We start from the raw sequence: 21,113 nt of genomic DNA, 5'->3' as shown, positions 1-21,113 counted from the left end.
ATTAAAAGGATTTTGTGAAATGTTGTTTAAATTAAAGCTTACTGTTTTCTTTATCTGCTGTTTGCAGGTTTTCTGCCTTGCATCGAAGCTGGATTTCCTTGAAGGCGGCGAGATTCAGCCGTCCGGCTGGATCAAAGAGCAGATGCATCTCGACCTTGAAGAAGGCTACTACGCCCGGTACGACGAGGTGAACCACACAGTTACTCATAATCTGTTTGTAAAAAAGGACAGAATCAGCGGAGAGAGGTACCACGGGCTTAAGTGCTGGTGGAGCGGCGAGCACGAAGGCTACTGGAAAGACGGCGTTTTGCGTATGGCTTTTCTTTCCGGCCATAATGCCTTCAAACAAAAAGCGATTGCATGGCTTGATGAAATTGTTGAGGCTCAAAAACGCTACATTGGAATCTATAAAGCAGGAGACGAGCCGAATACCCGTTTCAACCATACAGGCTTGAATGGTGAGCTTTGGACGCAGAGCAGGATTTTTCAGGCTCTTATTGCAGGTTATGAGTTTACAGGAGAGCAGAAATACTTTAAGGCTGTGAAAAAGGCTGTTGATCTAACTATAGCCGAAGACCCCGGAAACTATTTCAATGCAAAACAAGGCGGCGCGAGTCATGGTGTAGGCTTTTTTGATACGCTCTGGTATCTCTATAATAATACAGGAGATAAAAAATACGCCGCCTACGCCGTAAAGCTCTACGAGGATTTCAATTCAGGCACACCCAGAGACGACGACCTTAAAACTGATATCCTGCTGAGCGATAAGTACTTCCAAAGACACGGCGCTCATATAGCGGAGGGGTTTTTCGTTCCGCGGTTTATTGCTTCTTTAACAGATGATGCAAAGTATGATAAAGCCGCAGACAGGGCTGTCGAGAAGCTCAAATACCACCTCACCCCGAGCGGGGCGATGGTATGTGCGGAAAATGTTAAAGGAAATCCGGGAACAGCAGAAGCAGGTTATGAGTATTGCGGAATTGCTGAATTAGTGCAGTCTCTAACCAAGCTTGTGGCATTGACAGGCAAAGCAGAAATTGCCGAAATTGCAGAATCTATGACCTTTAATGCAGGGCAGGGAGTTCGTTTGCCTGTTCTTAAAGCCGTCGCTTACTTGAGCACTGACAACAGAATTGCCGCATCACCGGAAGGCCACGGACAGCGCTACGCATACGCATCCTTCCATGGAGCTGCTGCATGCTGCAGCCTCAATGCTGGACGTCTTATGCCTTATTACGTTGAAGGTATGTGGATGAGAAGCCAAAACGGGCTTACTGCCCAGCTTTTAGGACCCTGTACGGTTGATACAGATGTGAAGGGGACGAAGGTGCAGATTAAAGAGCTTACGGCCTATCCGTTTTCTGATAAGCTCGAGTTTGAAGTTTCTCCTGCAAAGCCCGTCGAGTTTGTTCTGTCTTTGCGTATTCCTGAAAAGGCCGAAGGAGTTAAAATCGCAGGTTTGAAAAACTTCCGCCGCAAGGGTGATTATCTTATTATCAGCCGCACTTGGGAAAGCGGGGACAGCTTTGCTGTTTCGTTTGATTTTCCAATTGAAATTACCCAAGACAAGCCTGATTCCCAGTTTTACATCCAAAGAGGCCCTCTTGTGTATGCTCTGCCGATAGAACATCAAATGACTAAGCTCCCGACGAACGGCAAGGTGTATGACACGAAGGCAAAAGAACGTAAAGGCTGGAATTATAAGCTCCCGCACAAACCGAACTTCTCATTTGAGAAAATTCAAGGCGATTACATTCACCCATGGGCAAAGCCGACGGTTCAGCTCTCAGGGGTAATGCTTGATAAAAAGGGGCGGCCGGTTAATGTAAATCTGAAGCCTATAGGGGCAACAGTACTTCGCCGAACGTCCTTCCCGCTCGCAACGCAGGGAAATTGAGGATATCGTAATATAATTACAAGGCTTTGTATAATAAAATCAACGATACTGCCGCAGGTGTAAGCTTGCGGCAGTTTTTTTATAACGCCGCGGTTCGTCTGGTTGGCTCATTTACCATTATTTTTAAGCTGATTAACCCTGCCGGCAGGCATTCTTTTAATAAACTCAGCAAAATTTCAAAAAATTATATTTTTATCCTTGACTCCCTCCGCACCTGTGGATATTATCTTAGCTCTTCACAGCCGAAGCGAGCACAGTTAGTAATGCTGTGCGTATCGAGTGGGGCTATTTGCACGCAGGGCTGAAGCAGTCTTGCAGGCTAATATCATCCCGCTCACTTACCAAACCTTGCGGTTCGCTTCGCTGAAGTTAGAAGAAAATTTTACTTTTAGTTAATGCCTCCGGCATATATTAAGCTGAAACTCTAAGGGAAATTATGGCAGCTGAAGTTGAAAAGATACGTATCCGTATGGAAGCATACGATCACAAAGCCCTCGACGGCTCGGCAAAAGAGATTGTTGAGCAGGCGAGGCGGACCAACGCTAAGGTATCAGGTCCGGTTCCGCTTCCAACAAGGATAGAACGCTACACTGTACTTCGAAGTCCTCACGTGAACAAAAAGGCTCGTGAGCAGTTTGAGATTCGTACTCACAAAAGGCTCATAGATATTCTCGAAGCCAACAGCAGAACAGTAGAGGCTCTCAACAGATTAGTCGTTCCAGCGGGTGTATTTGTAAAGATCAAGGCCTGATATGAAAAGCTGATAAGCTTTATTTAGGCTGAGAACTGAAGGAAACGTAAAATGACAATGTTGCTAGGAAAAAAAGTGGGCATGACAAGAATCTATGATGAAGACGGAAGCATCAAGCCCGTTACTGTCATAGAAGCCGGCCCCTGTATCGTTACTCAGGTAAAAAACGAGCAGACAGACGGTTATGATGCCGTACAAATTGGCTTTGATGATGTTAAACCGTCAAGAGCTAAAAAGCCTATGGTTGGGCATTATAAAAAGGCCGGCGCTGCTCCTAAAAAGTTTGTGCGGGAGATGAGGCTCAACGGTAATTCCGAATCTGAATTTGAGCTTGGTCAGAAGATTAATGTAGATGTGTTCGATGGAACAAAATATGTTGATGTGGTAGGCACAAGCAAAGGTAAAGGTTTTGCTGGCGGGATGAAAAGGCACGGCTTTGGAGGTTTCCCTGCTACTCACGGTACAGAAAGAAAACACCGAGCTAGTGGTTCGATTGCAAGTTTTGCCAGCGATGCAGGTGAAGGCGGAAACATCAAAAAGGGCAAAAAGATGTCAGGGCATACCGGAAACGTTAAAGTTACTACGAAAAACCACGAGTTGGTGAGCATTGATTCGGACAAGAATCTGCTTGTAGTTAAAGGAGCGATTCCAGGCCCTTCAGGCGGATATGTAATTGTGAAAACAGCCAAGACCGCTAAGAATAAGCAATAAGACAGGAAGCCGATAAAATGATTGACGTTACTGTATTTAATAAAGACGGCCAGCAGGTAGATACGATTTCTGTGAACGAAGAGTCGTTCGGAGGCGAAGTTCGCTACCCGTTGCTAAAGCAGGCAATCGTAATGTACCACGCTAATAAACGCGTTGGTACTGCGGCAACAAAGAGCCGCGGAATGGTTGCCGGTTCTTCGAAAAAGCTTTTCAGGCAGAAGGGCACCGGAAACGCTCGTGTTGGTAATATGAGAACCCACAAGCGTGTAGGCGGTGGTGCTGCATTTGCAAAAAGCGTGAGAGATTTCGGTAAGAAGATGCCGAGAAAGCAGAGAAATCTGGCTTGCAAAAGTGCTTTGCTTGCGAAGCTGCAGTCCGGTGCTTTGTTTGTGATAGATGAGCTTTCTTTCTCCGAGCCTAAAACAAGAGAAATGGCCGGAATACTGAAAAATCTCAATATAGACAGAAGCTGCCTTGTTACACTTGGCGATTATGATACGAATGTATATAAGTCAGCAAAAAATATTCAGAAAATTGATGTAGCTGCCCTGAAAGATTTAAATGCCGGCGAGGTCTGCTCTAAGCAGAAGCTCCTTTTTACTAAAGAGGCATTTGAAAAGCTGCTTAATGGTTGAGCGGAAGATTTGAACACGTATAAACCTGATTCGACAAGGTGAAAAAGTGGATTATTGCAACGTAATAATAAAGCCGATAATAACCGAACAGAGCATGCATTATGCTACCAGCAAAAATGCATACGCCTTTGAGGTTAATAAAAAGGCGAACAAATTACAGATTCGCAAAGCTGTAGAAGACATCTATGGTGTGAAAGTTGAAAAGGTTCGCACGATGAACCGCAAAGGCAAAACTCGAAGAAGAGGGCGCAGTTTCGGTATGACCCCAAGCTGGAAGAAAGCTGTGGTTGTGCTGAATGAGGAAGACAGAATAGACCTGTACTAAAAGTTGATTAAGGCATTATTATGGCTATTAGAATATATAAACCAACAAGTCCGGGAAGAAGATATTCTTCTGTAATTGATTACAGAGCTGTTCTGACTACAGACAAACCCGAAAAGACGCTCTGTAAAAGATTGCGTAAAAGCGGCGGAAGAAATCATCACGGCAGAACAACCTGTCGTTTCAGAGGCGGTGGAGCAAGAAGGATATACCGCATCATAGATTTCAACCGCGATAAAGACGGGCTCAGCGCTGAGGTTCAGAGCGTTGAATACGATCCAAACAGAAACTGCTTCATTTCACTTGTAGAATATGAAGACGGCGAAAAAAGATACATACTTTCGCCCCGCGGGCTTAATGTTAATTCAAAAATAATAAGCGGCGAAAATGTTGAGCCGGTAGTAGGCAATGCAATGCCTCTGAAAAATATACCGGTAGGCGTTGCCGTTCACAACATCGAGATGAATCCCGGTCAGGGCGGAAAGCTCGTGAGAAGCGCCGGGGGCACAGCCAGAGTGATGGCTAAAGAAGGCGGCTGGGCAACAATTATCCTTCCCAGCGGTGAAATGAGAATGGTTCGTGTTGAGTGCCGCGCAACAATCGGCCAGCTCGGCAACAGCGACTACCAGAATGTACGTATCGGCAAAGCCGGCAGAAAACGCCACATGGGACGCAGACCTCACGTACGAGGCAAAGCCCAAAACCCTGTTTCACACCCGATGGGTGGTGGTGAAGGCAGGAGCAACGGCGGGCGGCACCCCTGTTCTCCAACCGGCAGGTTTGCCAAGGGCGGAAAAACCCGCCATAAGAAGAAGCAGAGCAGTAAGAGAATAATCAGGCGTCGTAAGAACAACCGCGGCGAGCAGTTGGTTCTTTAATCCAATAGTGATAAAAAGGTGAAGTTTAATGGCAAGATCGCTGAAAAAAGGTCCTTTTGTAGATGACCATCTCCTTGAGAAGGTCGCACAGCAGATGGAAGCTGGGACAAAACAGCCAGTTAGAACATGGTCTAGAAGGTCAACAGTTATTCCTGAGTTCGTAGGTTATACCTTCGAGGTGCACAACGGACGCAGCTTTGTTAAGGTTTTCATAACTGAGGATATGGTTGGGCACAAGCTCGGGGAATTTGCCCCTACTAGAACCTTCAAGGGCCATGGTACTCGTCAATAATATTCGGTTGATGCCGGAGATATACATTAAGGTTTGCTATGTTAAACGTTAGAAGACTAAACGAAATTATCGACAACAGCACTTTCAAAGTGGAAGATATTGCTTCCTCTCTGGAAAGCACGCTGGGCGGTTCATCGAAGAAGGCTGTTAAAAACTGGAAAAACGGTCTTATGAAGCCCCAGCCGAAAAACGACCATATTGATGCCTTGGCTCAAACCCTGAACGTGGATGCCTCCGAGCTAAAGGCTTGGAATGCCACTTTCAGATACGCTCCTCAGTCTGCCCGGAAGGTTAGGCTTGTTGCAGACCTTATCAGGGGAAGACATGTGCGGGATGCTGAAGATATACTCAAATTTACCCCCAAGCGTTCTGCGTCTATGATTCTTCAGGTGCTTAAAAGTGCTGTGGCCAATGCAGATGAAGAAGAAGCGGATGTGGAAACCCTTTACGTTGCAGAGGCTCGGGTTGACGGGGCAGGAAGACGTATCGGGACAAAAGGTTTTATACCTAAAGACCGCGGTAGAGCTCATCCTATAAGGAAAGAGGCTTGTCATATTTACGTTACGGTTGCTCAATTTACAGAGGAATAAAATAGTATGGGTCAGAAAACATCACCAGTTGGTTTCAGGACAGGAATTAGGCTTGATTGGCAGAGCACTTGGTTTGCCCCTAAGGCAAATTACGGCGATTTTATTGTCGAAGACTGCAAAATCAGAGAATTTGTTGAAGAACGATTCAATAATCAGCCTCCCTACTCAGCCGTAGCGAAAACCGAAATCGCAAGAACCCGCAATGAAGTAAAGGTTACACTTCATACTGCAAGGCCGGGTATGGTAATCGGCCCGAAGGGTGCTGAGGTCGATAAGGTAAGAGAAGAAATCGAAGCGCTGATTAACAGAAAAGTCAGCGTGAATGTGGTAGAAATTAAGGAAGCCTCGCTAAACTCAAAGCTCGTTGCAGATTCAATTGCAATGCAGCTCAGCAGAAGGGCATCTTTCCGCCGAGTAATGAAAATGCAGTGCGAGGCGGTAATGAATGCTGGAGCGAAGGGCGTTAAGATCATCGTTTCCGGGCGTCTGGGCGGTTCTGAAATGTCCAGAAGAGAAACTCAGAAAATGGGCTCTATCCCGCTTCAGACAATCGATGCCAACGTTGATTACAACAATTCAATTGCCCGTACTACATACGGTACTATAGGCGTGAAGGTATGGATTTTCAAGGGCAAGTTTGGCGAAGAGGTTCAGCCGGATAACAAGGGACGCAGGCCGCGCGGCGGCAAAGGCGGCGGCAGAAGAAATAAACCGAAAAGAAACGGCTCATTTTAGATAGAAACTAACACTTATTACAGTGCGAGGATATTGCTATGGCTTTAATGCCGAAAAGAGTTAAATACCGCAAGCAGCAGCGGGGAAAAAATAGAGGAAACGCCACACGCAACAATACTGTTGCTTTCGGCGAATACGGAATACAGTCTTTGGAGCATTCCTGGATTACAGCCAGGCAGATTGAAGCCGGCCGTATTGCAGCTACTCACTACCTCAGAAGACAGGGAACTATTCATATTCGTATTTTCCCCCACAAGTCTTTTACCTCAACACCGCTTGAAACTCGTATGGGTAAAGGCAAAGGTGATATTGAGGGCTGGGTGGCTGTCGTCAAACCCGGTACTGTGATGTTCGAGATCTCAGGCGTTGATGAAAAGCTTGCTCGCGCAGCTCTTGCAAGGGTTGCTCAGAAGATGCCTGTCAGGTGTCGTTTCACTCAAAGAAAACACTCAATGGCGTAAGGTGGTATGCAGATGAAAGCTTCAGAATTAAGAGAATTGAAAAAAGAAGATTTACCCTCAAAGCTCAAAGAGTTTCAGAAAAAGCTTTATGAGCTGAGGATGCAGTCTGTTACTGAAAACCTTGAGGATAAATATGCAATATCAAAATGTCGCAAAGATATTGCCAGAGTTAAGACATTAATTAGAGAAAATCAGTTGAAGGCTCAATAATGGAAGGCAAGGTATTTAAAACAAGACGCGGGACAGTGGTCAGCCGCAGCGGTGATAAAGCTATTAGGGTGCAGATTGATTATAATGTCAAGCATCCTGTGTATGGCAAATACGTTAAACGCCGCACTAAACTCGGCGTACATGACCCCAAAAACATTGCCAGTGTGGGCGATATTGTCGATATTGTTGAGTGCAGGCCTGTCAGCAAGACCATTAGCTGGCGTCTTGTAGGCCTCGTTGAACAAGCAAACATTAAATAATCGGTGAGGACACTCAAGTGATACAGCAAGAGACAATGTTGGAAATAGCCGATAACAGCGGCGTAAAAACTGCTCAATGCATCAAAGTCCTTGGGCACAGCGGTACAAGCAAAGGCAAATACACAAGGCCTGCTGCTTCTGTCGGGGATATCGTAAGCGTTACTGTTAAGAGACACCTGCCGACCTGTCAGCTCAACGAGAAGAAGGTTTACAAGTGTGTGATTGTCCGAACAAAAGCACCTGTACGCAGACCTGACGGCAGTTATGTGCGTTTTGACAGCAATGCAGCGGTTATGATTGATGCGGACAACAATCCCGTCGGTACTCGTATCTTTGGTGCGGTAGCCAGAGAGCTTCGTGAGAAGAACTTTATGAAAATAATTTCACTTGCCAGTGAAGTAGTTTAAGAGATACAAATATGGCAGCACGTATTAAAAAAGGCGATCGAGTAGTAGTAATAAGCGGCACTAATAAAGACCGCAAAGGTGATGTTCTCAGTGTTATTAATTCTGAGAAGGTGATTATTGAAGGCGTCAATCTTGCTAAAAAGCACGTTCGCCCATCTCAGAAAAACCCCCAAGGCGGGCAGATTACTGTTGAACAGCCGATTCACATCAGCAATGTAATGCCTGTGAATCCGACTACAGAAAAAGGCGCTCGGGTTAAATTCGTTGAAAAAGAGGGCGGCAAAAAACGTGTTGCTCTCGATGGAACTGAGCTTGGTGTAGCACGCAAGAGGAAAGCTTAAAGATAGGTACGTAAATGGCACGATTGAAAGATCTATATAAATCTAAAATTGCTGAACAAATGCAGGAGAAATTCGGTTACAAGTCTGTTATGGCAATACCGAAGCTCGAAAAGGTTGTTTTGTCTATGGGTGTGGGCAATGCAATTCAAGACAAGAAATATCTGGACCAGGCAGTAAAAGATCTTACTGCAATATCGGGGCAGAAGCCGCTGGTTTGTAAGGCAAAGATCAGTGTTTCAAACTTCAAGCTTCGTGCTGGTGAGCCCATTGGATGCAAGGTTACTCTCAGAGGTGAGATGATGTATGAATTCCTTGACAGGCTTATTAACCTTGCGATTCCGAGAGTTAAAGACTTCCGCGGACTGAGCACGAAAAGTTTCGACGGAAGAGGCAATTATTCTATTGGATTTGCAGAGCAGAGCATCTTTCCCGAGATTGATTCGGTTAATATGTTTGCTCCTCAGGGGCTTAATGTAACGTTTGTTACCTCAGCGGATACCGATCAGGAGTGTCGTGAGATGCTTACTATGTTTGGTATGCCCTTTAAAAAATAATGTTAGCGGAGTGATCGATGTCAACAAAGGCACTTGAAAACAAAGTAAAAAAGAAACCCAAATTCAGGGTACGCGGATACACAAGATGTGAGCTCTGCGGTAGGTCAAGAGCGGTTTACAGAAAATTTAAGATTTGTCGTATTTGTTTCAGGAAGCTTGCCAACGAAGGCAAGGTCCCGGGCGTTAAGAAGACAAGTTGGTAATACAGAATTATTCCACTACGGAGTTTTATAGATGAGCTTAAGCGATCCAGTTGCTGATATGCTGACGAGAATTAGAAATGCAGTTATGGTGAAAAAAGAAGAAGTAACCGTAAAGGCAAGTAAAGTATGCGAGGGTATAGCCCAAGTGCTTTTAAGTGAAGGGTTCATAAAAGACTATGACCTCATCAAGGATACAGGCCAGGGTATTCTTCGCATAAAATTAAAATATTCTGAGCTGGGCACTCCGGTTATCAGTGATTTGCAGAGAGTCAGCACACCCGGAAAAAGGGTTTACAGCTGCTTTGAGGATCTGCCCAGGGTTCTCGGCGGATTGGGCGTGTCAATCGTCTCAACAAGCAAGGGCGTGTTGAGTGATGTTAACTGCCGCAAGAAAAAAGTTGGCGGCGAAATTCTATGTACGGTGAGCTGAATTATGAGTCGTATCGGAAGAAAACCTATAGATTTACCCTCCGGCGTGAGTGTCGAAGTTAGCTCAGGCAAGGTCAAAGTAAAAGGGCCTAAAGGCGAGCTTTCAGAAAATGCTTACCCGGGCATAGACATTAAAGTTGAAGAAAGCAGCGTTGTTTTTGAAAATACAGATCCTGCTGACAGAAAGCTGCAGGCTATGTTTGGAACAATGCGGGCTCTGGTAAATAATATGATTACCGGCGTTACCAGCGGCTTCTCAAAACAGATGCAGGTCTTTGGTACTGGATTCAATGTTAAGGAACAGGGCGGCAAGCTCATCCTAAACGTTGGTTACTGCCATACTGTTGACATCCCTGTTCCAAAAGGGATTTCGATAGAGATCAAAACCGCTGCTACTAAAGGTAATGATGTTCCGGCAGTGTTCACCATTTCCGGAATCGACAAACAGCAGCTTGGTCAGTTTGCGGCTAACGTAAGGGCGGCAAGACCACCTGAGCCGTATCAGGGCAAAGGTGTGCGTTATGCTGATGAATTTGTACGCCGAAAGGTCGGTAAGGCATTTGCATCCTAATTTGTCAGGTGAAAAATTTTGTTTCGGGCTTGAAAAATGAGATATAAAAGACTTAAGCAATCAAATAAAAGGCGCAAATACAGAGTTAGAAAAAAGGTCAAAGGTGATGCTGATCGCCCCAGACTCTCTGTTTATCGCTCTAATAAAAATATTACAGCTCAGGTAATTGATGACCGCAGCGGGGTTACCCTCGCTTCTGCGAGCACTATGCAGGAAGCTTTGAAAAAAGATATAGGCCACGGAGGCAATTCCGAAGCAGCGAAAGCTGTTGGTGAAACTCTGGCCAAAAGAGCTTCTGAAGTGGGCATTAAGCTTGTAAGATTTGATCGCGGTGCATACAGGTATCATGGCAGAGTTAAGGCTTTGGCTGATGCTGCCAGAGAAGCCGGACTTGTATTCTGAATTTAACGTTAGCGGAGATATAAATTGGCTAAAGCATCAGATAATTATACAGCTCAAAGCGATTCGGCATTTGAAGATCAGGTAGTTAAAATATACCGCTGTGCAAAGGTGGTTAAAGGCGGTCGCAAGTTCAGTTTCGCTGCTCTTGTTGTCGTCGGAGACAGAAACGGCACAGTTGGTATCGGCTACTGCAAAGCAAATGAAGTGCCGAATGCGGTAGAAAAGGCCGTTAAGGAAGCCCGTAAGAATACGGTGAAAGTGGCTTTGAACGAAGGTACTATAACCCACGAGGTTGTCGGGAAATGCAGGGCAACGGAAGTTAGATTGCTTCCTGCCAGCTCGGGTACTGGAGTTATTGCAGGTTTGAGCAGCCGTGCTGTTCTTGAGCTTGCAGGTGTCCACAACGTTCTAACTAAGATTTACGGGAGCACGTCTCCCAAGAACGTGGTTAAAGCAACTCTCGATGGGTTGTGCAAACTCAAAAGCAGAGAAGAAGTAAAAACTCTTCGCGGTGTGGAACTTGAAATCTGAAAAGGTGGTGAAAGTCGCTATGTTGAGTCACGAGATAACGAAAAATACCGGCAAAAATAAGGCTCCTTCCCGTGTAGGAAGAGGTCGGGGCAGTGGAAATGGAAAAACTGCTGGTCGAGGACATAAAGGACAGAAATCTAGATCTGGGCACTCCCGCAAGGCTATGTTTGCAGGCGGAAACATTCCGGTGTTCCGCAGACTGCCCAGAGTTGGTTTCAGCAATTATCATTTTGCAAATAACTACGAAATTGTGAACGTAGTCCAGCTTGAAAAATATTTCGACGACGGCTCTACAGTGGGCGTTGAACAGCTCGCAGAGCATGGGCTTGTTGGAAGTTCTTCAAGCAGGGTCAAGATTCTTGGTGATGGACATCTTACTAAGAAACTGACAGTACAGGCGCATAAATTCAGCAAAAGTGCACAGGAAAAAATATCCAGCTGCGGCGGTACGGCAAGTGTCGTGGCCTGAGGCTGTAAATGAGGTGTGAGTAATGTTCAGCAAGTTAGTAAACGTTTTCAAGATACCTGACCTACGCAAAAAGATTTTGTTTACAATAATGCTGCTATGCATTTACAGGGTAGGATTCCATATCCATGTACCCGGAACAGATAATGAAGTGATCCAGCAGCAGACAAGCAGCAGGGATTCTTCATCACCGCTGGGCAGAATGGCCGAGACAATGCAGATGTTCACCGGCGGTACACTGAGCCGGAGTTCGCTATTCGGGCTTGGAATTATGCCTTATATCTCTGCATCGATTATTTTGATGCTCTTGGGTGAAGTTTGGGAACCTCTCAAAAAGCTCAGACAGGAAGGTATGCAGGGGCAGCGAAAAATACAGGAGTACACCCGATATCTCACTGTGCCCTTGTGCGTCATTCAGGCGCTTATGATTATGACATGGCTAAGGTCGATGGGCGGTATTTATCCCGGAATGGAATTTTCCACAACCCTTCTCGGGGTCATAGGTATGACCGCCGGAACGCTCTTTTTGATGTGGCTGGGTGAGCAGATAGATGAATACGGCATTGGAAACGGCATCAGTCTTTTGATTATGGCTGGTATCCTTTCGAGAATGCCGGGAACTGTGGTTCAGGTTGCACAGAATTCCACATTGAAAGTTGGGGCTATTGAAGGGCAGTACGGCCCGGGTAAGATTATGTTTATCATTGCAGCTTTCTTGTTTGTGGTTGCAGGTGCTATCCTAATCACTCAGGCTCAGAGAAGAATACCCATCCAGCAGGCACGTCAGATGAGAGGACGCAAGATGGTTGGCGGGGTACGCCATTACCTCCCGCTGCGTGTTAATCACGGCGGTGTTATGCCGATTATCTTTGCCTCAAGTTTGATGATGTTCCCCGGAATTATTATCGATCAGATTGCAAAAATCGGAACGCTGGGAGGAAGTCCGGTAATGATGTATCTTGCTGGCGCATTTACCCCGCAGGCATGGACATACAACTTCGTTTATATAGTAATGATTTTCGCCTTCTCATACTTCTGGACAACGGTACAGTTCCAGCCGAAGGATTTAGCGAAAAGCCTTCGCGATCAGGGGAGTTTCGTTCCAGGACTTCGCCCGGGACACAGAACCGCTGAGTATCTCGAGAAGGTAATGACAAGAATAACCTTTTACGGGGCAGCTTTCCTTGCAGTGATTGCTGTAGTACCCCAGCTTGTTACAATACTTATGGGTGTTGACTGGGTAGTAGCCTCGTTTCTTGGGGGTACTGGTCTTCTGATTGTGGTAAGCGTTTCGCTTGATCTTGTTCAGAGGATTGAATCTCAGCTTGTAATGCACAATTATGAAGGCTTCTCTGATTCAGGTAAAATTAAAGGAGCTAGAAGATGATAGTCATACTTGTAGGTCCTCCGGGAGCAGGCAAAGGGACTCAGTGCAAGAAACTGGTAGAACAGTTTGATATGAAACATCTCTCCAGCGGCGACATCTTCAGAAGTGAGATTGCAGGCAAAACCGAGCTGGGGCAAAAAGCCAAGCAGCACATAGATAAGGGTGAGCTTGTTCCTGATCAGCTGGTGATTGGAATGATGATTTCAGCCGTTAAGGATGCTGATTACAACTGCATACTCGATGGATTCCCAAGAACTCTGCCTCAGGCTGAGCAGCTCGATATAGCTCTTGATAAAGAAAATACGAAGATTAATGCTGTGATAGAGCTCGCTGTTAATGATGAAACTGTTGTGAAGAGGATTTCAAAACGCAGAGTTTGCCCTGAATGCGGGGCTGTTTATCATCTTGAAACTATGCCTCCGAAAAAGGATGGTATATGCGATGAATGCGGGAGCAAAATTATCCAGCGAGATGACGATAAAAGGGAAGTTGTTCTTGAAAGACTCGAAACTTATCATAAAATGACAGAGCCGATTATTAGTCATTATAAAGAATCGACTGCTGAATATATTGAAATAGATGGTTCCCAGCAGCCAAAAGCGATAACTGATGATATCGTTAAAAGGTTGAAAGAAGTGTAATGAATGGGTTTTTCAATTAAAACAGAAAGTGATATTGAAAAAATGCGAGTCTCAGGCGGAATTGTCCGCAAGGCTCTTGAAAGTGTAAGAAATATATGCAGGCCCGGCGTTACTACAGCCGAGCTTGACCAAGCAGCAACTGAGGTTGCCGAGCAGGCAGGGGCTGCAACGCTCTTTAAAGGGCAGAAGTCCCCGCATACTCCAAAGCCGTTTCCCGGTGCAGTTTGTGCATCGGTGAATGAACAGGTAGTTCACGGGATCCCTTCCAGCAGGGTAAAGCTTGCTGAGGGAGATATAGTTAGCGTTGATTTCGGCGTAAAGCTTGACGGATACTGCGGCGATTCAGCCGTTACAATTCCCGTCGGTGAGATTTCCGCTCTGAAACGCAGGCTGATGGACGTAACTAAGGCAGTCTTGGATATTGCTATTGATAATATGGCTCCAGGGAAGAAATGGAGCGGGATAGCTGCTCAGATGCAGGCGAAGGCAAAGTCTGAGGGATTTTCCGTGGTGAAAGAGCTCGTAGGCCATGGTATTGGCAAAGAAATGCACGAGTCTCCCCAGGTGCCGAATTTTGTTGACAGATTTACGCTCAACAACGATTTCACCCTTAGAGAAGGGATGGTAATTGCTGTTGAGCCGATGATAAATGCCGGAAGAGGTGCGGTTAAAACTTTAAGAGACGGCTGGACAGTGGTTACCAGAGATGGAAGACCAAGTGCTCATTTTGAGCACACTATAGCCGTTACAGCCTCCGGCTGTGAAGTATTAACTGGATAGCTGAAAAGGTTACTATGGGTAAAAACGACGGAATAAGAATCGAAGGAAAAGTGCTTGATGCGATGCCGAATGCTGTGTTCAAGGTTGAACTTGAAAACGGACATCAGATTGAAGCACACGTTTCCGGTAAAATGAGAATGCATTTTATTCGCATTCTGCCCGGAGACACTGTAGTAGTAGAAATGAGTCCATACGACTTAAGTAAAGGTCGTATTGTTTTAAGAAAATAGAACGCCGCTTATTTAGCGGCCATTTAGCGGACAGGTGCTGATATGAAAGTTAGAAGTTCAGTAAAGCGTATCTGTGAAAGTTGCAAAATCATAAAGAGGAAGGGCGTGATCAGAGTAGTCTGTTCTGCCAATCCGCGTCATAAGCAGAGACAGGGCTAACCCTTTTATAACGTAAGGAGCAATTATGCCTCGTATAGTCGGTGTAGACGTACCAAACAATAAACAAATTTATTTCTCTCTTCTGTATATACACGGAATTGGGAAACATTATTCTAAAATGATCCTTGAAAAGGTTGGTATAGAGCCAACACGTAAGGCCGATCAGCTTACTGATGAAGAGCTTACCAAAGTTTCTCAGCTTATCACTGATGAGTATGAGATTGAAGGACAGCTCAGAAGGAAAGTTGTTCAGGATATTAACAGGCTCAAAGAGATTGGCTGTTACAGGGGATTCCGTCATAAGAGAGGTTTGCCCTGCAGAGGACAGCAGACACAGTGCAACTCCCGCACGCGTAAAGGCAAGAAGAAGACAGTTGCAGGCAAGAAGAGTGTTAAGGCATTACGCTGAATCTGTGAATTTTTTAGCAGGATGATATTAAATGGCTAAAGCTACGAAAAGAAAAACCAGAAAGAATGTGCCCAAGGGCGTGGTGCATATTAAATCCACTTTCAACAATACTGTCATAACTATAACCGATATGGAAGGCGCATCTCTATGCGCAGCTTCTGCCGGTCAGATGGGATTCAAGGGATCAAGAAAGAGCACCCCGTTTGCCGCTCAGAAGGCCGCTGAAAAGGCCGCCTCTGAAGCAAAAAGGCACGGCCTTAGAGACGTTGAAATACAGGTTAAAGGACCGGGACAGGGAAGAGAATCAGCTATTACTGCGATTCAGAGCTCAGGGATCAGAATTTCTTCTATTGAAGACGTAACACCTATACCGCACAACGGATGCCGTCCTCCTAAACGTCGTCGTGTGTAGGGTGCTGAAGATAACGATCTAATAAAAAATGGATTACAAGTAACAGATTGCATAATCCGGTTTGCCGATCGGTTATGCGGGAACCTTGTTTGAAGAGGCAATAATATGCGTATTACATGGAGAGGCATCGAACTGCCTACAAAGTTCGAAATCGACAAAGAAATATCGAATAAGTATTATGGCAGGTTTGTCGTAGAGCCGTTTGAAAGAGGCTTCGGTACTACAATCGGAAACAGCCTGAGGCGTGTTCTGCTCTCCTCAATCGAGGGAGCAGCAGTAACTCGTGTAAAGATAAATGGTGTTGACCATGAGTTTACAACTATCCCGGGCGTTCTTGAAGATGTTACTGACATCATCATCAACATAAAGAAGATTGTACTCAAGCTTCAGGGCAGCGGCGAGAGAAAAATCAAACTCTCGGCAAAGAAAAAAGGCCCTGTAACAGCGGATATGATCGAAACAGACCCCTATGTGGAAATAGTTAATAAAGACCACGTGATTTTCAGCCTTACCGAAGATAAAGAGGTCGAAATGGAGATGACAGTTCAAAAGGGCAGAGGCTACTGGGCTGTTAAAGACCGTATCGCCGACATGGACAGGTTCGATCAGGAAGTGGGAAATATCGAAGTTGATGCCCTCTTTTCCCCGATAGTTCGTGTACGTTACAACACTGAAGATACAAGGGTTGGCCAGCGTACAAACTATGATAAGCTCATCCTTGAAGTTTGGACGGATGGAACGGTAACCCCGCAGCTTGCGGTTATTGAGGCCGCCAAGATACTTCGCAAACATATTAATCCGTTCACCCATTTCAGTATTCCGGGAGAAGAGGTCGTTGACGGCGAGCTCGTAGTTCAGGACACTGAGAAAAGAGGAGAGGATGAAGAGCTCAACAGGAAGCTTGATATGCCGATCGGAGATCTTGAGCTGTCTGTTCGTGCAGGCAATTGCCTTGAATCTATCAAACTGCAGTCTGTCAGAGATTTGGTAAGATATAACGAAAGCGACCTTCTCAAGGTTCGCAGCTTCGGAAAAACCTCGCTCAGAGAAATTAAGCGTAAGCTTGAAGAGCTTGGACTTTCGCTTGGAATGGATGTATAAGAGCAAAGCCTCTTATTAGCGTTTTGATATAATAATGAAGTTATAAAGATATAAGGGAACAGAACAATGCGTCACCGTTTAGCAGGACGTCATTTAGGCAGAACATGCCAGCACCGTACAGCGATGCGTAGAAATATGGCCAGCTCCCTTTTTGAGCACGGCAGAATATGCACTACTCTTGAAAAAGCCAAAGAAGTTAAGCCGTTTGCAGAAAAGCTTATTACCCTTGCGAAGAAAGGCGACCTAGCCTCACGCAGGCGGGCGATAGCTCTTCTGGGCGACAGGAATATCTTTGAAGAAAAAGACGGCGTAAACCAGAGAGTGGGAACTGTTGTAGGAAGGCTGTTCAGTGATATTGGTCCGAAATTCATAGACCGCCCGGGCGGCTATACCAGAATTATCAAGCTCGCTAAAAGACGCCTTGGAGACAGCGGAAGCCTCTGCTACCTCCAGCTGGTGGAAGAAGAGCTTGAATTCAAAGAGAAAAAGGAATCGGCTCCGGTAAAATCTCAAAAACAGCATAATCAGCAGCAGGCTCAGGCCGTGGAAGCTGAAACACCTACCGCTGAAGAGCTTGCTCAAGACCAGCAGGCGGAAGATGCTCCCGAAAAGGGAGAAGAAGAAGGCAAAGAAGACAAGAGCTGATTTGCGATTATGGATTGTGTATTCTGCAAAATCATTGCGGGCGAGATACCCTGCAGCAAGGTTTATGAGGATCAGAACCTGCTTGCATTTATGGATATCAATCCCCTCGCAGAGTTCCATACTCTCGTTATACCCAAAAAGCATATTGAGTTTTTGTGGGATTGTCCCTCAGAGATTTCCTCCGCTTTAGGGGAGGCTTTGCCGAAAATCAGCAGGGCTGTTCAGAAGGCTTCGGCCAGCGACGGCTGCAATGTCCTAAACAATAACGCTTCAGCTGCGGGGCAGGTTGTTCCGCATATACATTTCCATATAATACCCCGTTTCGAGAACGACGGGGTGTTCACCGAGTGGCCGGCAAAGCAGCTTCCCGTTGAAAAGGTTCAGCAGGCCGCCGATAAAATCAAAGTATTGATTGATTCTTAAATGATTAAGAAAAAAGTTTTGGAATTGCTTATTTTTTGTTTGACAAAAAAATCTTATATAGTATCATTACAGTTCTAGTTTTAATTGCGGGATAGAGCAGGCTGGTTAGCTCGTCGGGCTCATAACCCGGAGGTCACAGGTTCGAATCCTGTTCCCGCTACTTACTGATATAAAAGGACTTGCATTGATTTGCAGGTCTTTTTTTTGTTTAAAACAAGCGATTTGTAAGTGAAATTGTTCCCTGCAAAATTTCATTTAGGCAATAGACACTTTACTCGCCGGCGGCTTATGATTTTAAAAATACTTGCATCTAAACGATTCCTCGAAGCAAGTATATATCAGTTCTCGCTTCGATTGCATCCGTTATAGACATCTTTGCACGGTTGCTTATAATGAAACTGAAGGTAAAGCAGTTTATTTAATTGTGCTGAGGAAAATAATGCTAAAAAAAGTTGCGGCAGCATTTATATTTGCAGTTTCGGTATTTACAGCCCCTTTTTCGTATGCTCAAGACCAAGAAGAGACCGGACTGCGTAAGATGGCCGGCCAGATGCTGATGGCTGGTTTCCGCGGGCTCACGCCAGAACAATGCCCCGAGATACTCGAAGATATCGAGAAACGCAATCTCGGAGGCGTGATACTGTTTGATTATGATGTATCGCTTGGTAAGCCTGTTCGCAATATCCAAAGCCCTTCACAGCTGAAAAAGCTTGTTGCTGCACTTAAATCCCGCGCGAAAACCCCTCTTCTCGTGGCAGTAGATCAGGAAGGGGGGCAGGTTTCGAGGCTCAAGGAGAAATACGGCTTCCCGAAAACATACTCAGCACAGCATTGGGGGAATCTGGACGAGCTGGAAAAAACTATGGCAGCAGGCAGAAGAATTGGCCGAACGCTTGCTGAAATGGGAATAAATCTGAATCTCGCCCCGTGTGTTGATGTGAACATTAATCCGCAGAATCCCGCTATTGGAATGCTCGAACGAAGCTTCTCGGCAAACCCGCATAAAACTTCCGTTCACGGCAGGGCCTTCGCACAAGGGCTCAGGGAGGCTGATGTGCTCAGCTGCATAAAACACTTTCCGGGGCACGGCAGCGCATACAACGATTCCCATAAAGGCCTTACCGACATAACAGATACTTGGCAGTCTGAGGAGCTTGTCCCGTTTCGCAGTATTATCCAGTCTGGAGCGGCTGATATGGTTATGACCGCGCATCTGGTAAATGAAAACATCGATCCCCGATACCCCGCAACGCTTTCAAAAAACTTTCTCACCACAATGCTTCGCCTCGGTATCGGCTGGGATGGAGTTGTTATTACTGATGATATGCAGATGAAGGCGGTAGCAGATGAGTATTCGCTCAAGAAGAGCATTGAGCTTTCGATAAACGCAGGTGCTGATATCCTGCTTTTCGCAAACAATCTGTCATGGCAGCCCGATATTGTGGAAAATGCCCTTGGGATGATAGAAGGCTTGGTGTTGGATGGCAGGATTAAACGAGCCAGAATCAGGCAGAGCTATGAGCGTATTATGAACCTCAAAGGAAAGCTACCAAAATGAGATTACGTCCCCTGTTCGCATATTGATTTATCGCACATTTATGCCGCTGTAGTTATTTAAAGCTTGATATTCTGCTTAAAATCTCCTATGTTTTTTTATGCCTTCAATCTTTACTGCTTCAGCTGTGTTGAGTGCTTTGTAAAATGGCTGCAATCTCTTTAGACGGTTGAGGTCGTTTTGAAGTGTTATAGCTGAATTCTTTAAGTTTCGTTAAATATTAAGGAGCCTAAAATGGATTTTAAATCAGTTGGTCGAAGAAATTTTCTTAAAAGTGCAGCATTTGGGATCGCCTCTGCATCACTTTCAAAACAGGCATTTTCAGCCTCAGGCAACAGCCACTCTCTCAGACCCAAAGACCTCAAAAACAAGCCCAACATACTTTGGGTTTATCTCGAAGATACCAACCCTTGGATGAGCTGCTACGGCGACAATACCATCAAAACGCCCAATATCGATAAGCTTGCAGAAAGAGGCGTACGCTTTAACAGAGCTTATATGCCCGCTCCGGTTTGCTCGCCCACACGTTCGGCACTGATAACAGGAATGTATCAAACTTCCATTGCTGCTCACGAGCATTACAGCTCTTTCAGCTCTTGGCGGGGCAGTGAAATGGAAACTTGGCATCCCAATCATATCGGCGTGCGAACTCTTCCAGAGATATTCAAAGCAGCAGGCTATTACACCTTTAACGAGGGCAAAAACCACTACAACTTCGTTTTTTCCGATGAAGACCTCTACGACCGCAAGGGAGATAACGGCTTCAAGGGAGCTGAAAACGGCACAGAATGGACAAACAGAGCAGATGGACAGCCTTTTTTCGGTCAGATTCAGCTCAGAGGCGGGAAGAAAGGCAGCTCTCCGAAAAGGGTCAGTCCGGAAGATGTTACGGTGCCGCCGTACTATCCCGACCACCCTGTTTACAGAAAAGAGATTGCCCATCACTACGATACAATCCTTAAGATGGACGAAATTCTCGGCGATATAATACGTCGCTTGAAGGAGGACGGGCTTTATGAAAATACAGCAGTATTCTTCTTCTCCGACCACGGTATGTGCCTGCCCAGACACAAGCAGTTTGTTTATGAGGGCGGAATAAGAGCTCCGCTGATAGCAGCCGGACCAGACATACCTGCAAATAAAGTTCGTAATGATTTAGTGAGCGGGCTCGATATAAGCGGAGCGGCGCTAAAGCTTGCCGGCATAGAAATCCCAGACCATATGCATGCAAAAGACCTCTTCGCAGACGATTTCCACAGAGAGTTTGTTTTCTCTGCAAGAGACCGCTGCGACTATACCCTCGACAGGATACGTGCGGTGGTAGGCAAAAGATATAAGTATATTCGCAACTTTATGACAGACCGTCCATACCTCCAGCCGCAGTATAGAGACGAGCATAATTATATGAAAGTCCTCAGGAAGCTGCACGAAGAGGGCAGGCTCAATGAAGTGCAGGATAGATTTGCCTGCGAGCGCAGACCCGCAGAAGAGCTCTACGACCTAAAGCAAGACCCCTACGAAACGGTTAATCTCGTTCATTCATGGAAAAAAGAACACGCCTTGGCGCTTGCAAAAATGCGGGATGCGCTATATCGCTGGATACTGGAAACCGACGATAAAGGCCGATTCCCCGAGACCGACGAAGCCCTGAAGGCTGTTATAGACCGCTGGGGCAGTGAGAAAACCTCTTGCCCCGAATACAACCGAGTGAAATAATCTTGCATA

Annotated in this window: 33 protein-coding genes and 1 tRNA gene; all 34 read left to right on the top strand. The window is 45.7% G+C overall.

Annotated features, from left to right (window positions below; all coding sequences use genetic code 11):
• Nucleotides 1-19: 19 nt before the first annotated feature.
• Nucleotides 20-1,897, top strand: a complete 1,878-nt coding sequence (locus tag L21SP3_RS06225; RefSeq protein ID WP_077540029.1) for a beta-L-arabinofuranosidase domain-containing protein — start codon at nucleotides 20-22, stop codon at nucleotides 1,895-1,897.
• 436 nt (nucleotides 1,898-2,333) lie between these two features.
• Nucleotides 2,334-2,648: a 30S ribosomal protein S10 gene (gene rpsJ, locus L21SP3_RS06215; RefSeq protein ID WP_077540027.1), complete on the top strand. Its 315-nt coding sequence runs from the start codon at nucleotides 2,334-2,336 to the stop codon at nucleotides 2,646-2,648.
• Between the two features lie 51 nt (nucleotides 2,649-2,699).
• A complete protein-coding gene (gene rplC / locus L21SP3_RS06210; protein ID WP_077540026.1) occupies nucleotides 2,700-3,359 on the top strand; it encodes a 50S ribosomal protein L3 in 660 nt (219 codons plus the stop codon).
• A gap of 17 nt (nucleotides 3,360-3,376) precedes the next feature.
• Complete coding sequence (gene rplD / locus L21SP3_RS06205; RefSeq protein WP_077540025.1) at nucleotides 3,377-3,994, top strand: 50S ribosomal protein L4; 618 nt, start codon at nucleotides 3,377-3,379, stop codon at nucleotides 3,992-3,994.
• 46 nt (nucleotides 3,995-4,040) lie between these two features.
• A complete protein-coding gene (rplW, locus tag L21SP3_RS06200; protein WP_077540024.1) occupies nucleotides 4,041-4,319 on the top strand; it encodes a 50S ribosomal protein L23 in 279 nt (92 codons plus the stop codon).
• A 20-nt stretch (nucleotides 4,320-4,339) separates the two neighbouring features.
• Nucleotides 4,340-5,194: a 50S ribosomal protein L2 gene (gene rplB, locus L21SP3_RS06195; RefSeq protein ID WP_077540023.1), complete on the top strand. Its 855-nt coding sequence runs from the start codon at nucleotides 4,340-4,342 to the stop codon at nucleotides 5,192-5,194.
• Nucleotides 5,195-5,222: 28 nt separating this feature from the next.
• Nucleotides 5,223-5,486 (top strand): 30S ribosomal protein S19, encoded by a 264-nt coding sequence (gene rpsS / locus L21SP3_RS06190; protein WP_077540022.1) that lies wholly within the window; start codon nucleotides 5,223-5,225, stop codon nucleotides 5,484-5,486.
• Between the two features lie 38 nt (nucleotides 5,487-5,524).
• Entirely contained in the window at nucleotides 5,525-6,076 is a 552-nt protein-coding gene (gene rplV, locus L21SP3_RS06185; protein ID WP_227806739.1) for a 50S ribosomal protein L22, read from the top strand.
• A gap of 6 nt (nucleotides 6,077-6,082) precedes the next feature.
• A complete protein-coding gene (rpsC, locus tag L21SP3_RS06180) occupies nucleotides 6,083-6,811 on the top strand; it encodes a 30S ribosomal protein S3 (RefSeq protein WP_077540021.1) in 729 nt (242 codons plus the stop codon).
• A 38-nt stretch (nucleotides 6,812-6,849) separates the two neighbouring features.
• On the top strand, nucleotides 6,850-7,272 hold the full coding sequence (rplP, locus tag L21SP3_RS06175; RefSeq protein WP_077540020.1) for a 50S ribosomal protein L16: 423 nt from the start codon (nucleotides 6,850-6,852) through the stop codon (nucleotides 7,270-7,272).
• Nucleotides 7,273-7,284: 12 nt separating this feature from the next.
• On the top strand, nucleotides 7,285-7,482 hold the full coding sequence (rpmC, locus tag L21SP3_RS06170) for a 50S ribosomal protein L29 (RefSeq protein ID WP_077541873.1): 198 nt from the start codon (nucleotides 7,285-7,287) through the stop codon (nucleotides 7,480-7,482).
• Nucleotides 7,482-7,742, top strand: coding sequence for a 30S ribosomal protein S17 (gene rpsQ, locus L21SP3_RS06165; RefSeq protein ID WP_077540019.1), 261 nt, complete (start codon nucleotides 7,482-7,484; stop codon nucleotides 7,740-7,742). Before rpmC ends, rpsQ begins: the two co-directional genes overlap by 1 nt.
• Nucleotides 7,743-7,759: 17 nt before the next feature.
• Nucleotides 7,760-8,149 (top strand): 50S ribosomal protein L14, encoded by a 390-nt coding sequence (gene rplN, locus L21SP3_RS06160; RefSeq protein WP_077540018.1) that lies wholly within the window; start codon nucleotides 7,760-7,762, stop codon nucleotides 8,147-8,149.
• A gap of 11 nt (nucleotides 8,150-8,160) precedes the next feature.
• Complete coding sequence (gene rplX, locus L21SP3_RS06155) at nucleotides 8,161-8,490, top strand: 50S ribosomal protein L24 (protein ID WP_077540017.1); 330 nt, start codon at nucleotides 8,161-8,163, stop codon at nucleotides 8,488-8,490.
• Nucleotides 8,491-8,504: 14 nt separating this feature from the next.
• A complete protein-coding gene (gene rplE / locus L21SP3_RS06150; protein ID WP_077540016.1) occupies nucleotides 8,505-9,044 on the top strand; it encodes a 50S ribosomal protein L5 in 540 nt (179 codons plus the stop codon).
• Between the two features lie 17 nt (nucleotides 9,045-9,061).
• Nucleotides 9,062-9,247: a type Z 30S ribosomal protein S14 gene (locus tag L21SP3_RS06145; RefSeq protein ID WP_077540015.1), complete on the top strand. Its 186-nt coding sequence runs from the start codon at nucleotides 9,062-9,064 to the stop codon at nucleotides 9,245-9,247.
• Nucleotides 9,248-9,278: 31 nt separating this feature from the next.
• Nucleotides 9,279-9,677 (top strand): 30S ribosomal protein S8, encoded by a 399-nt coding sequence (gene rpsH / locus L21SP3_RS06140; RefSeq protein ID WP_077540014.1) that lies wholly within the window; start codon nucleotides 9,279-9,281, stop codon nucleotides 9,675-9,677.
• Nucleotides 9,678-9,680: 3 nt separating this feature from the next.
• On the top strand, nucleotides 9,681-10,247 hold the full coding sequence (gene rplF / locus L21SP3_RS06135) for a 50S ribosomal protein L6 (protein WP_077540013.1): 567 nt from the start codon (nucleotides 9,681-9,683) through the stop codon (nucleotides 10,245-10,247).
• Between the two features lie 36 nt (nucleotides 10,248-10,283).
• The gene (rplR, locus tag L21SP3_RS06130) at nucleotides 10,284-10,649 is read left to right on the top strand and encodes a 50S ribosomal protein L18 (protein WP_077540012.1); all 366 of its coding nucleotides are present in this window, start codon (nucleotides 10,284-10,286) and stop codon (nucleotides 10,647-10,649) included.
• A 24-nt stretch (nucleotides 10,650-10,673) separates the two neighbouring features.
• Nucleotides 10,674-11,180, top strand: a complete 507-nt coding sequence (gene rpsE / locus L21SP3_RS06125) for a 30S ribosomal protein S5 (RefSeq protein ID WP_077540011.1) — start codon at nucleotides 10,674-10,676, stop codon at nucleotides 11,178-11,180.
• Nucleotides 11,181-11,199: 19 nt separating this feature from the next.
• Entirely contained in the window at nucleotides 11,200-11,649 is a 450-nt protein-coding gene (rplO, locus tag L21SP3_RS06120) for a 50S ribosomal protein L15 (protein WP_077541871.1), read from the top strand.
• Nucleotides 11,650-11,671: 22 nt separating this feature from the next.
• Nucleotides 11,672-13,033 (top strand): preprotein translocase subunit SecY, encoded by a 1,362-nt coding sequence (secY, locus tag L21SP3_RS06115; protein ID WP_077540010.1) that lies wholly within the window; start codon nucleotides 11,672-11,674, stop codon nucleotides 13,031-13,033.
• Nucleotides 13,030-13,674, top strand: a complete 645-nt coding sequence (locus L21SP3_RS06110; RefSeq protein ID WP_077540009.1) for an adenylate kinase — start codon at nucleotides 13,030-13,032, stop codon at nucleotides 13,672-13,674. The genes secY and L21SP3_RS06110 overlap by 4 nt, the downstream gene beginning before the upstream one ends.
• 3 nt (nucleotides 13,675-13,677) lie before the next feature.
• The gene (gene map, locus L21SP3_RS06105; protein WP_077540008.1) at nucleotides 13,678-14,454 is read left to right on the top strand and encodes a type I methionyl aminopeptidase; all 777 of its coding nucleotides are present in this window, start codon (nucleotides 13,678-13,680) and stop codon (nucleotides 14,452-14,454) included.
• Between the two features lie 14 nt (nucleotides 14,455-14,468).
• Nucleotides 14,469-14,684: a translation initiation factor IF-1 gene (infA, locus tag L21SP3_RS06100; RefSeq protein ID WP_077540007.1), complete on the top strand. Its 216-nt coding sequence runs from the start codon at nucleotides 14,469-14,471 to the stop codon at nucleotides 14,682-14,684.
• A 42-nt stretch (nucleotides 14,685-14,726) separates the two neighbouring features.
• The gene (rpmJ, locus tag L21SP3_RS06095; protein ID WP_077540006.1) at nucleotides 14,727-14,843 is read left to right on the top strand and encodes a 50S ribosomal protein L36; all 117 of its coding nucleotides are present in this window, start codon (nucleotides 14,727-14,729) and stop codon (nucleotides 14,841-14,843) included.
• A gap of 25 nt (nucleotides 14,844-14,868) precedes the next feature.
• Nucleotides 14,869-15,252, top strand: a complete 384-nt coding sequence (rpsM, locus tag L21SP3_RS06090; RefSeq protein ID WP_077540005.1) for a 30S ribosomal protein S13 — start codon at nucleotides 14,869-14,871, stop codon at nucleotides 15,250-15,252.
• Nucleotides 15,253-15,283: 31 nt separating this feature from the next.
• The gene (rpsK, locus tag L21SP3_RS06085) at nucleotides 15,284-15,664 is read left to right on the top strand and encodes a 30S ribosomal protein S11 (RefSeq protein WP_077540004.1); all 381 of its coding nucleotides are present in this window, start codon (nucleotides 15,284-15,286) and stop codon (nucleotides 15,662-15,664) included.
• Nucleotides 15,665-15,769: 105 nt separating this feature from the next.
• A complete protein-coding gene (locus tag L21SP3_RS06080) occupies nucleotides 15,770-16,765 on the top strand; it encodes a DNA-directed RNA polymerase subunit alpha (protein ID WP_077540003.1) in 996 nt (331 codons plus the stop codon).
• A 66-nt stretch (nucleotides 16,766-16,831) separates the two neighbouring features.
• On the top strand, nucleotides 16,832-17,410 hold the full coding sequence (gene rplQ / locus L21SP3_RS06075) for a 50S ribosomal protein L17 (RefSeq protein WP_077540002.1): 579 nt from the start codon (nucleotides 16,832-16,834) through the stop codon (nucleotides 17,408-17,410).
• 9 nt (nucleotides 17,411-17,419) lie between these two features.
• A complete protein-coding gene (locus L21SP3_RS06070; RefSeq protein ID WP_077540001.1) occupies nucleotides 17,420-17,833 on the top strand; it encodes an HIT family protein in 414 nt (137 codons plus the stop codon).
• Nucleotides 17,834-17,918: 85 nt separating this feature from the next.
• Nucleotides 17,919-17,993: transfer RNA gene (locus tag L21SP3_RS06065), tRNA-Met, on the top strand.
• Nucleotides 17,994-18,272: 279 nt separating this feature from the next.
• Nucleotides 18,273-19,391 (top strand): glycoside hydrolase family 3 protein, encoded by a 1,119-nt coding sequence (locus L21SP3_RS06060; RefSeq protein ID WP_227806738.1) that lies wholly within the window; start codon nucleotides 18,273-18,275, stop codon nucleotides 19,389-19,391.
• Nucleotides 19,392-19,622: 231 nt separating this feature from the next.
• Nucleotides 19,623-21,104, top strand: a complete 1,482-nt coding sequence (locus L21SP3_RS06055; protein WP_077540000.1) for a sulfatase family protein — start codon at nucleotides 19,623-19,625, stop codon at nucleotides 21,102-21,104.
• The last annotated feature ends 9 nt before the right edge of the window (nucleotides 21,105-21,113 follow it).

The organism is Sedimentisphaera cyanobacteriorum (assembly GCF_001997385.1).
In the GTDB taxonomy this organism is placed as follows: domain Bacteria; phylum Planctomycetota; class Phycisphaerae; order Sedimentisphaerales; family Sedimentisphaeraceae; genus Sedimentisphaera; species Sedimentisphaera cyanobacteriorum.
The sequence above is the reverse complement of the archived record's forward strand: the minus strand, read 5'-3'. Positions and strand labels throughout refer to the sequence as shown.

Coding starts and splice junctions, on each gene's coding strand:
- L21SP3_RS06225 (WP_077540029.1), top strand. CDS start 20: ATGTTGTTTAAATTAAAGCTTACTGTTTTCTTTATCTGCTGTTTGCAG.
- rpsJ (WP_077540027.1), top strand. CDS start 2,334: ATGGCAGCTGAAGTTGAAAAGATACGTATCCGTATGGAAGCATACGAT.
- rplC (WP_077540026.1), top strand. CDS start 2,700: ATGACAATGTTGCTAGGAAAAAAAGTGGGCATGACAAGAATCTATGAT.
- rplD (WP_077540025.1), top strand. CDS start 3,377: ATGATTGACGTTACTGTATTTAATAAAGACGGCCAGCAGGTAGATACG.
- rplB (WP_077540023.1), top strand. CDS start 4,340: ATGGCTATTAGAATATATAAACCAACAAGTCCGGGAAGAAGATATTCT.
- rpsS (WP_077540022.1), top strand. CDS start 5,223: ATGGCAAGATCGCTGAAAAAAGGTCCTTTTGTAGATGACCATCTCCTT.
- rplV (WP_227806739.1), top strand. CDS start 5,525: ATGTTAAACGTTAGAAGACTAAACGAAATTATCGACAACAGCACTTTC.
- rpsC (WP_077540021.1), top strand. CDS start 6,083: ATGGGTCAGAAAACATCACCAGTTGGTTTCAGGACAGGAATTAGGCTT.
- rplP (WP_077540020.1), top strand. CDS start 6,850: ATGGCTTTAATGCCGAAAAGAGTTAAATACCGCAAGCAGCAGCGGGGA.
- rpmC (WP_077541873.1), top strand. CDS start 7,285: ATGAAAGCTTCAGAATTAAGAGAATTGAAAAAAGAAGATTTACCCTCA.
- rpsQ (WP_077540019.1), top strand. CDS start 7,482: ATGGAAGGCAAGGTATTTAAAACAAGACGCGGGACAGTGGTCAGCCGC.
- rplX (WP_077540017.1), top strand. CDS start 8,161: ATGGCAGCACGTATTAAAAAAGGCGATCGAGTAGTAGTAATAAGCGGC.
- rplE (WP_077540016.1), top strand. CDS start 8,505: ATGGCACGATTGAAAGATCTATATAAATCTAAAATTGCTGAACAAATG.
- L21SP3_RS06145 (WP_077540015.1), top strand. CDS start 9,062: ATGTCAACAAAGGCACTTGAAAACAAAGTAAAAAAGAAACCCAAATTC.
- rpsH (WP_077540014.1), top strand. CDS start 9,279: ATGAGCTTAAGCGATCCAGTTGCTGATATGCTGACGAGAATTAGAAAT.
- rplF (WP_077540013.1), top strand. CDS start 9,681: ATGAGTCGTATCGGAAGAAAACCTATAGATTTACCCTCCGGCGTGAGT.
- rplR (WP_077540012.1), top strand. CDS start 10,284: ATGAGATATAAAAGACTTAAGCAATCAAATAAAAGGCGCAAATACAGA.
- rplO (WP_077541871.1), top strand. CDS start 11,200: ATGTTGAGTCACGAGATAACGAAAAATACCGGCAAAAATAAGGCTCCT.
- secY (WP_077540010.1), top strand. CDS start 11,672: ATGTTCAGCAAGTTAGTAAACGTTTTCAAGATACCTGACCTACGCAAA.
- L21SP3_RS06110 (WP_077540009.1), top strand. CDS start 13,030: ATGATAGTCATACTTGTAGGTCCTCCGGGAGCAGGCAAAGGGACTCAG.
- map (WP_077540008.1), top strand. CDS start 13,678: ATGGGTTTTTCAATTAAAACAGAAAGTGATATTGAAAAAATGCGAGTC.
- infA (WP_077540007.1), top strand. CDS start 14,469: ATGGGTAAAAACGACGGAATAAGAATCGAAGGAAAAGTGCTTGATGCG.
- rpmJ (WP_077540006.1), top strand. CDS start 14,727: ATGAAAGTTAGAAGTTCAGTAAAGCGTATCTGTGAAAGTTGCAAAATC.
- rpsM (WP_077540005.1), top strand. CDS start 14,869: ATGCCTCGTATAGTCGGTGTAGACGTACCAAACAATAAACAAATTTAT.
- rpsK (WP_077540004.1), top strand. CDS start 15,284: ATGGCTAAAGCTACGAAAAGAAAAACCAGAAAGAATGTGCCCAAGGGC.
- L21SP3_RS06080 (WP_077540003.1), top strand. CDS start 15,770: ATGCGTATTACATGGAGAGGCATCGAACTGCCTACAAAGTTCGAAATC.
- rplQ (WP_077540002.1), top strand. CDS start 16,832: ATGCGTCACCGTTTAGCAGGACGTCATTTAGGCAGAACATGCCAGCAC.
- L21SP3_RS06070 (WP_077540001.1), top strand. CDS start 17,420: ATGGATTGTGTATTCTGCAAAATCATTGCGGGCGAGATACCCTGCAGC.
- L21SP3_RS06060 (WP_227806738.1), top strand. CDS start 18,273: ATGCTAAAAAAAGTTGCGGCAGCATTTATATTTGCAGTTTCGGTATTT.
- L21SP3_RS06055 (WP_077540000.1), top strand. CDS start 19,623: ATGGATTTTAAATCAGTTGGTCGAAGAAATTTTCTTAAAAGTGCAGCA.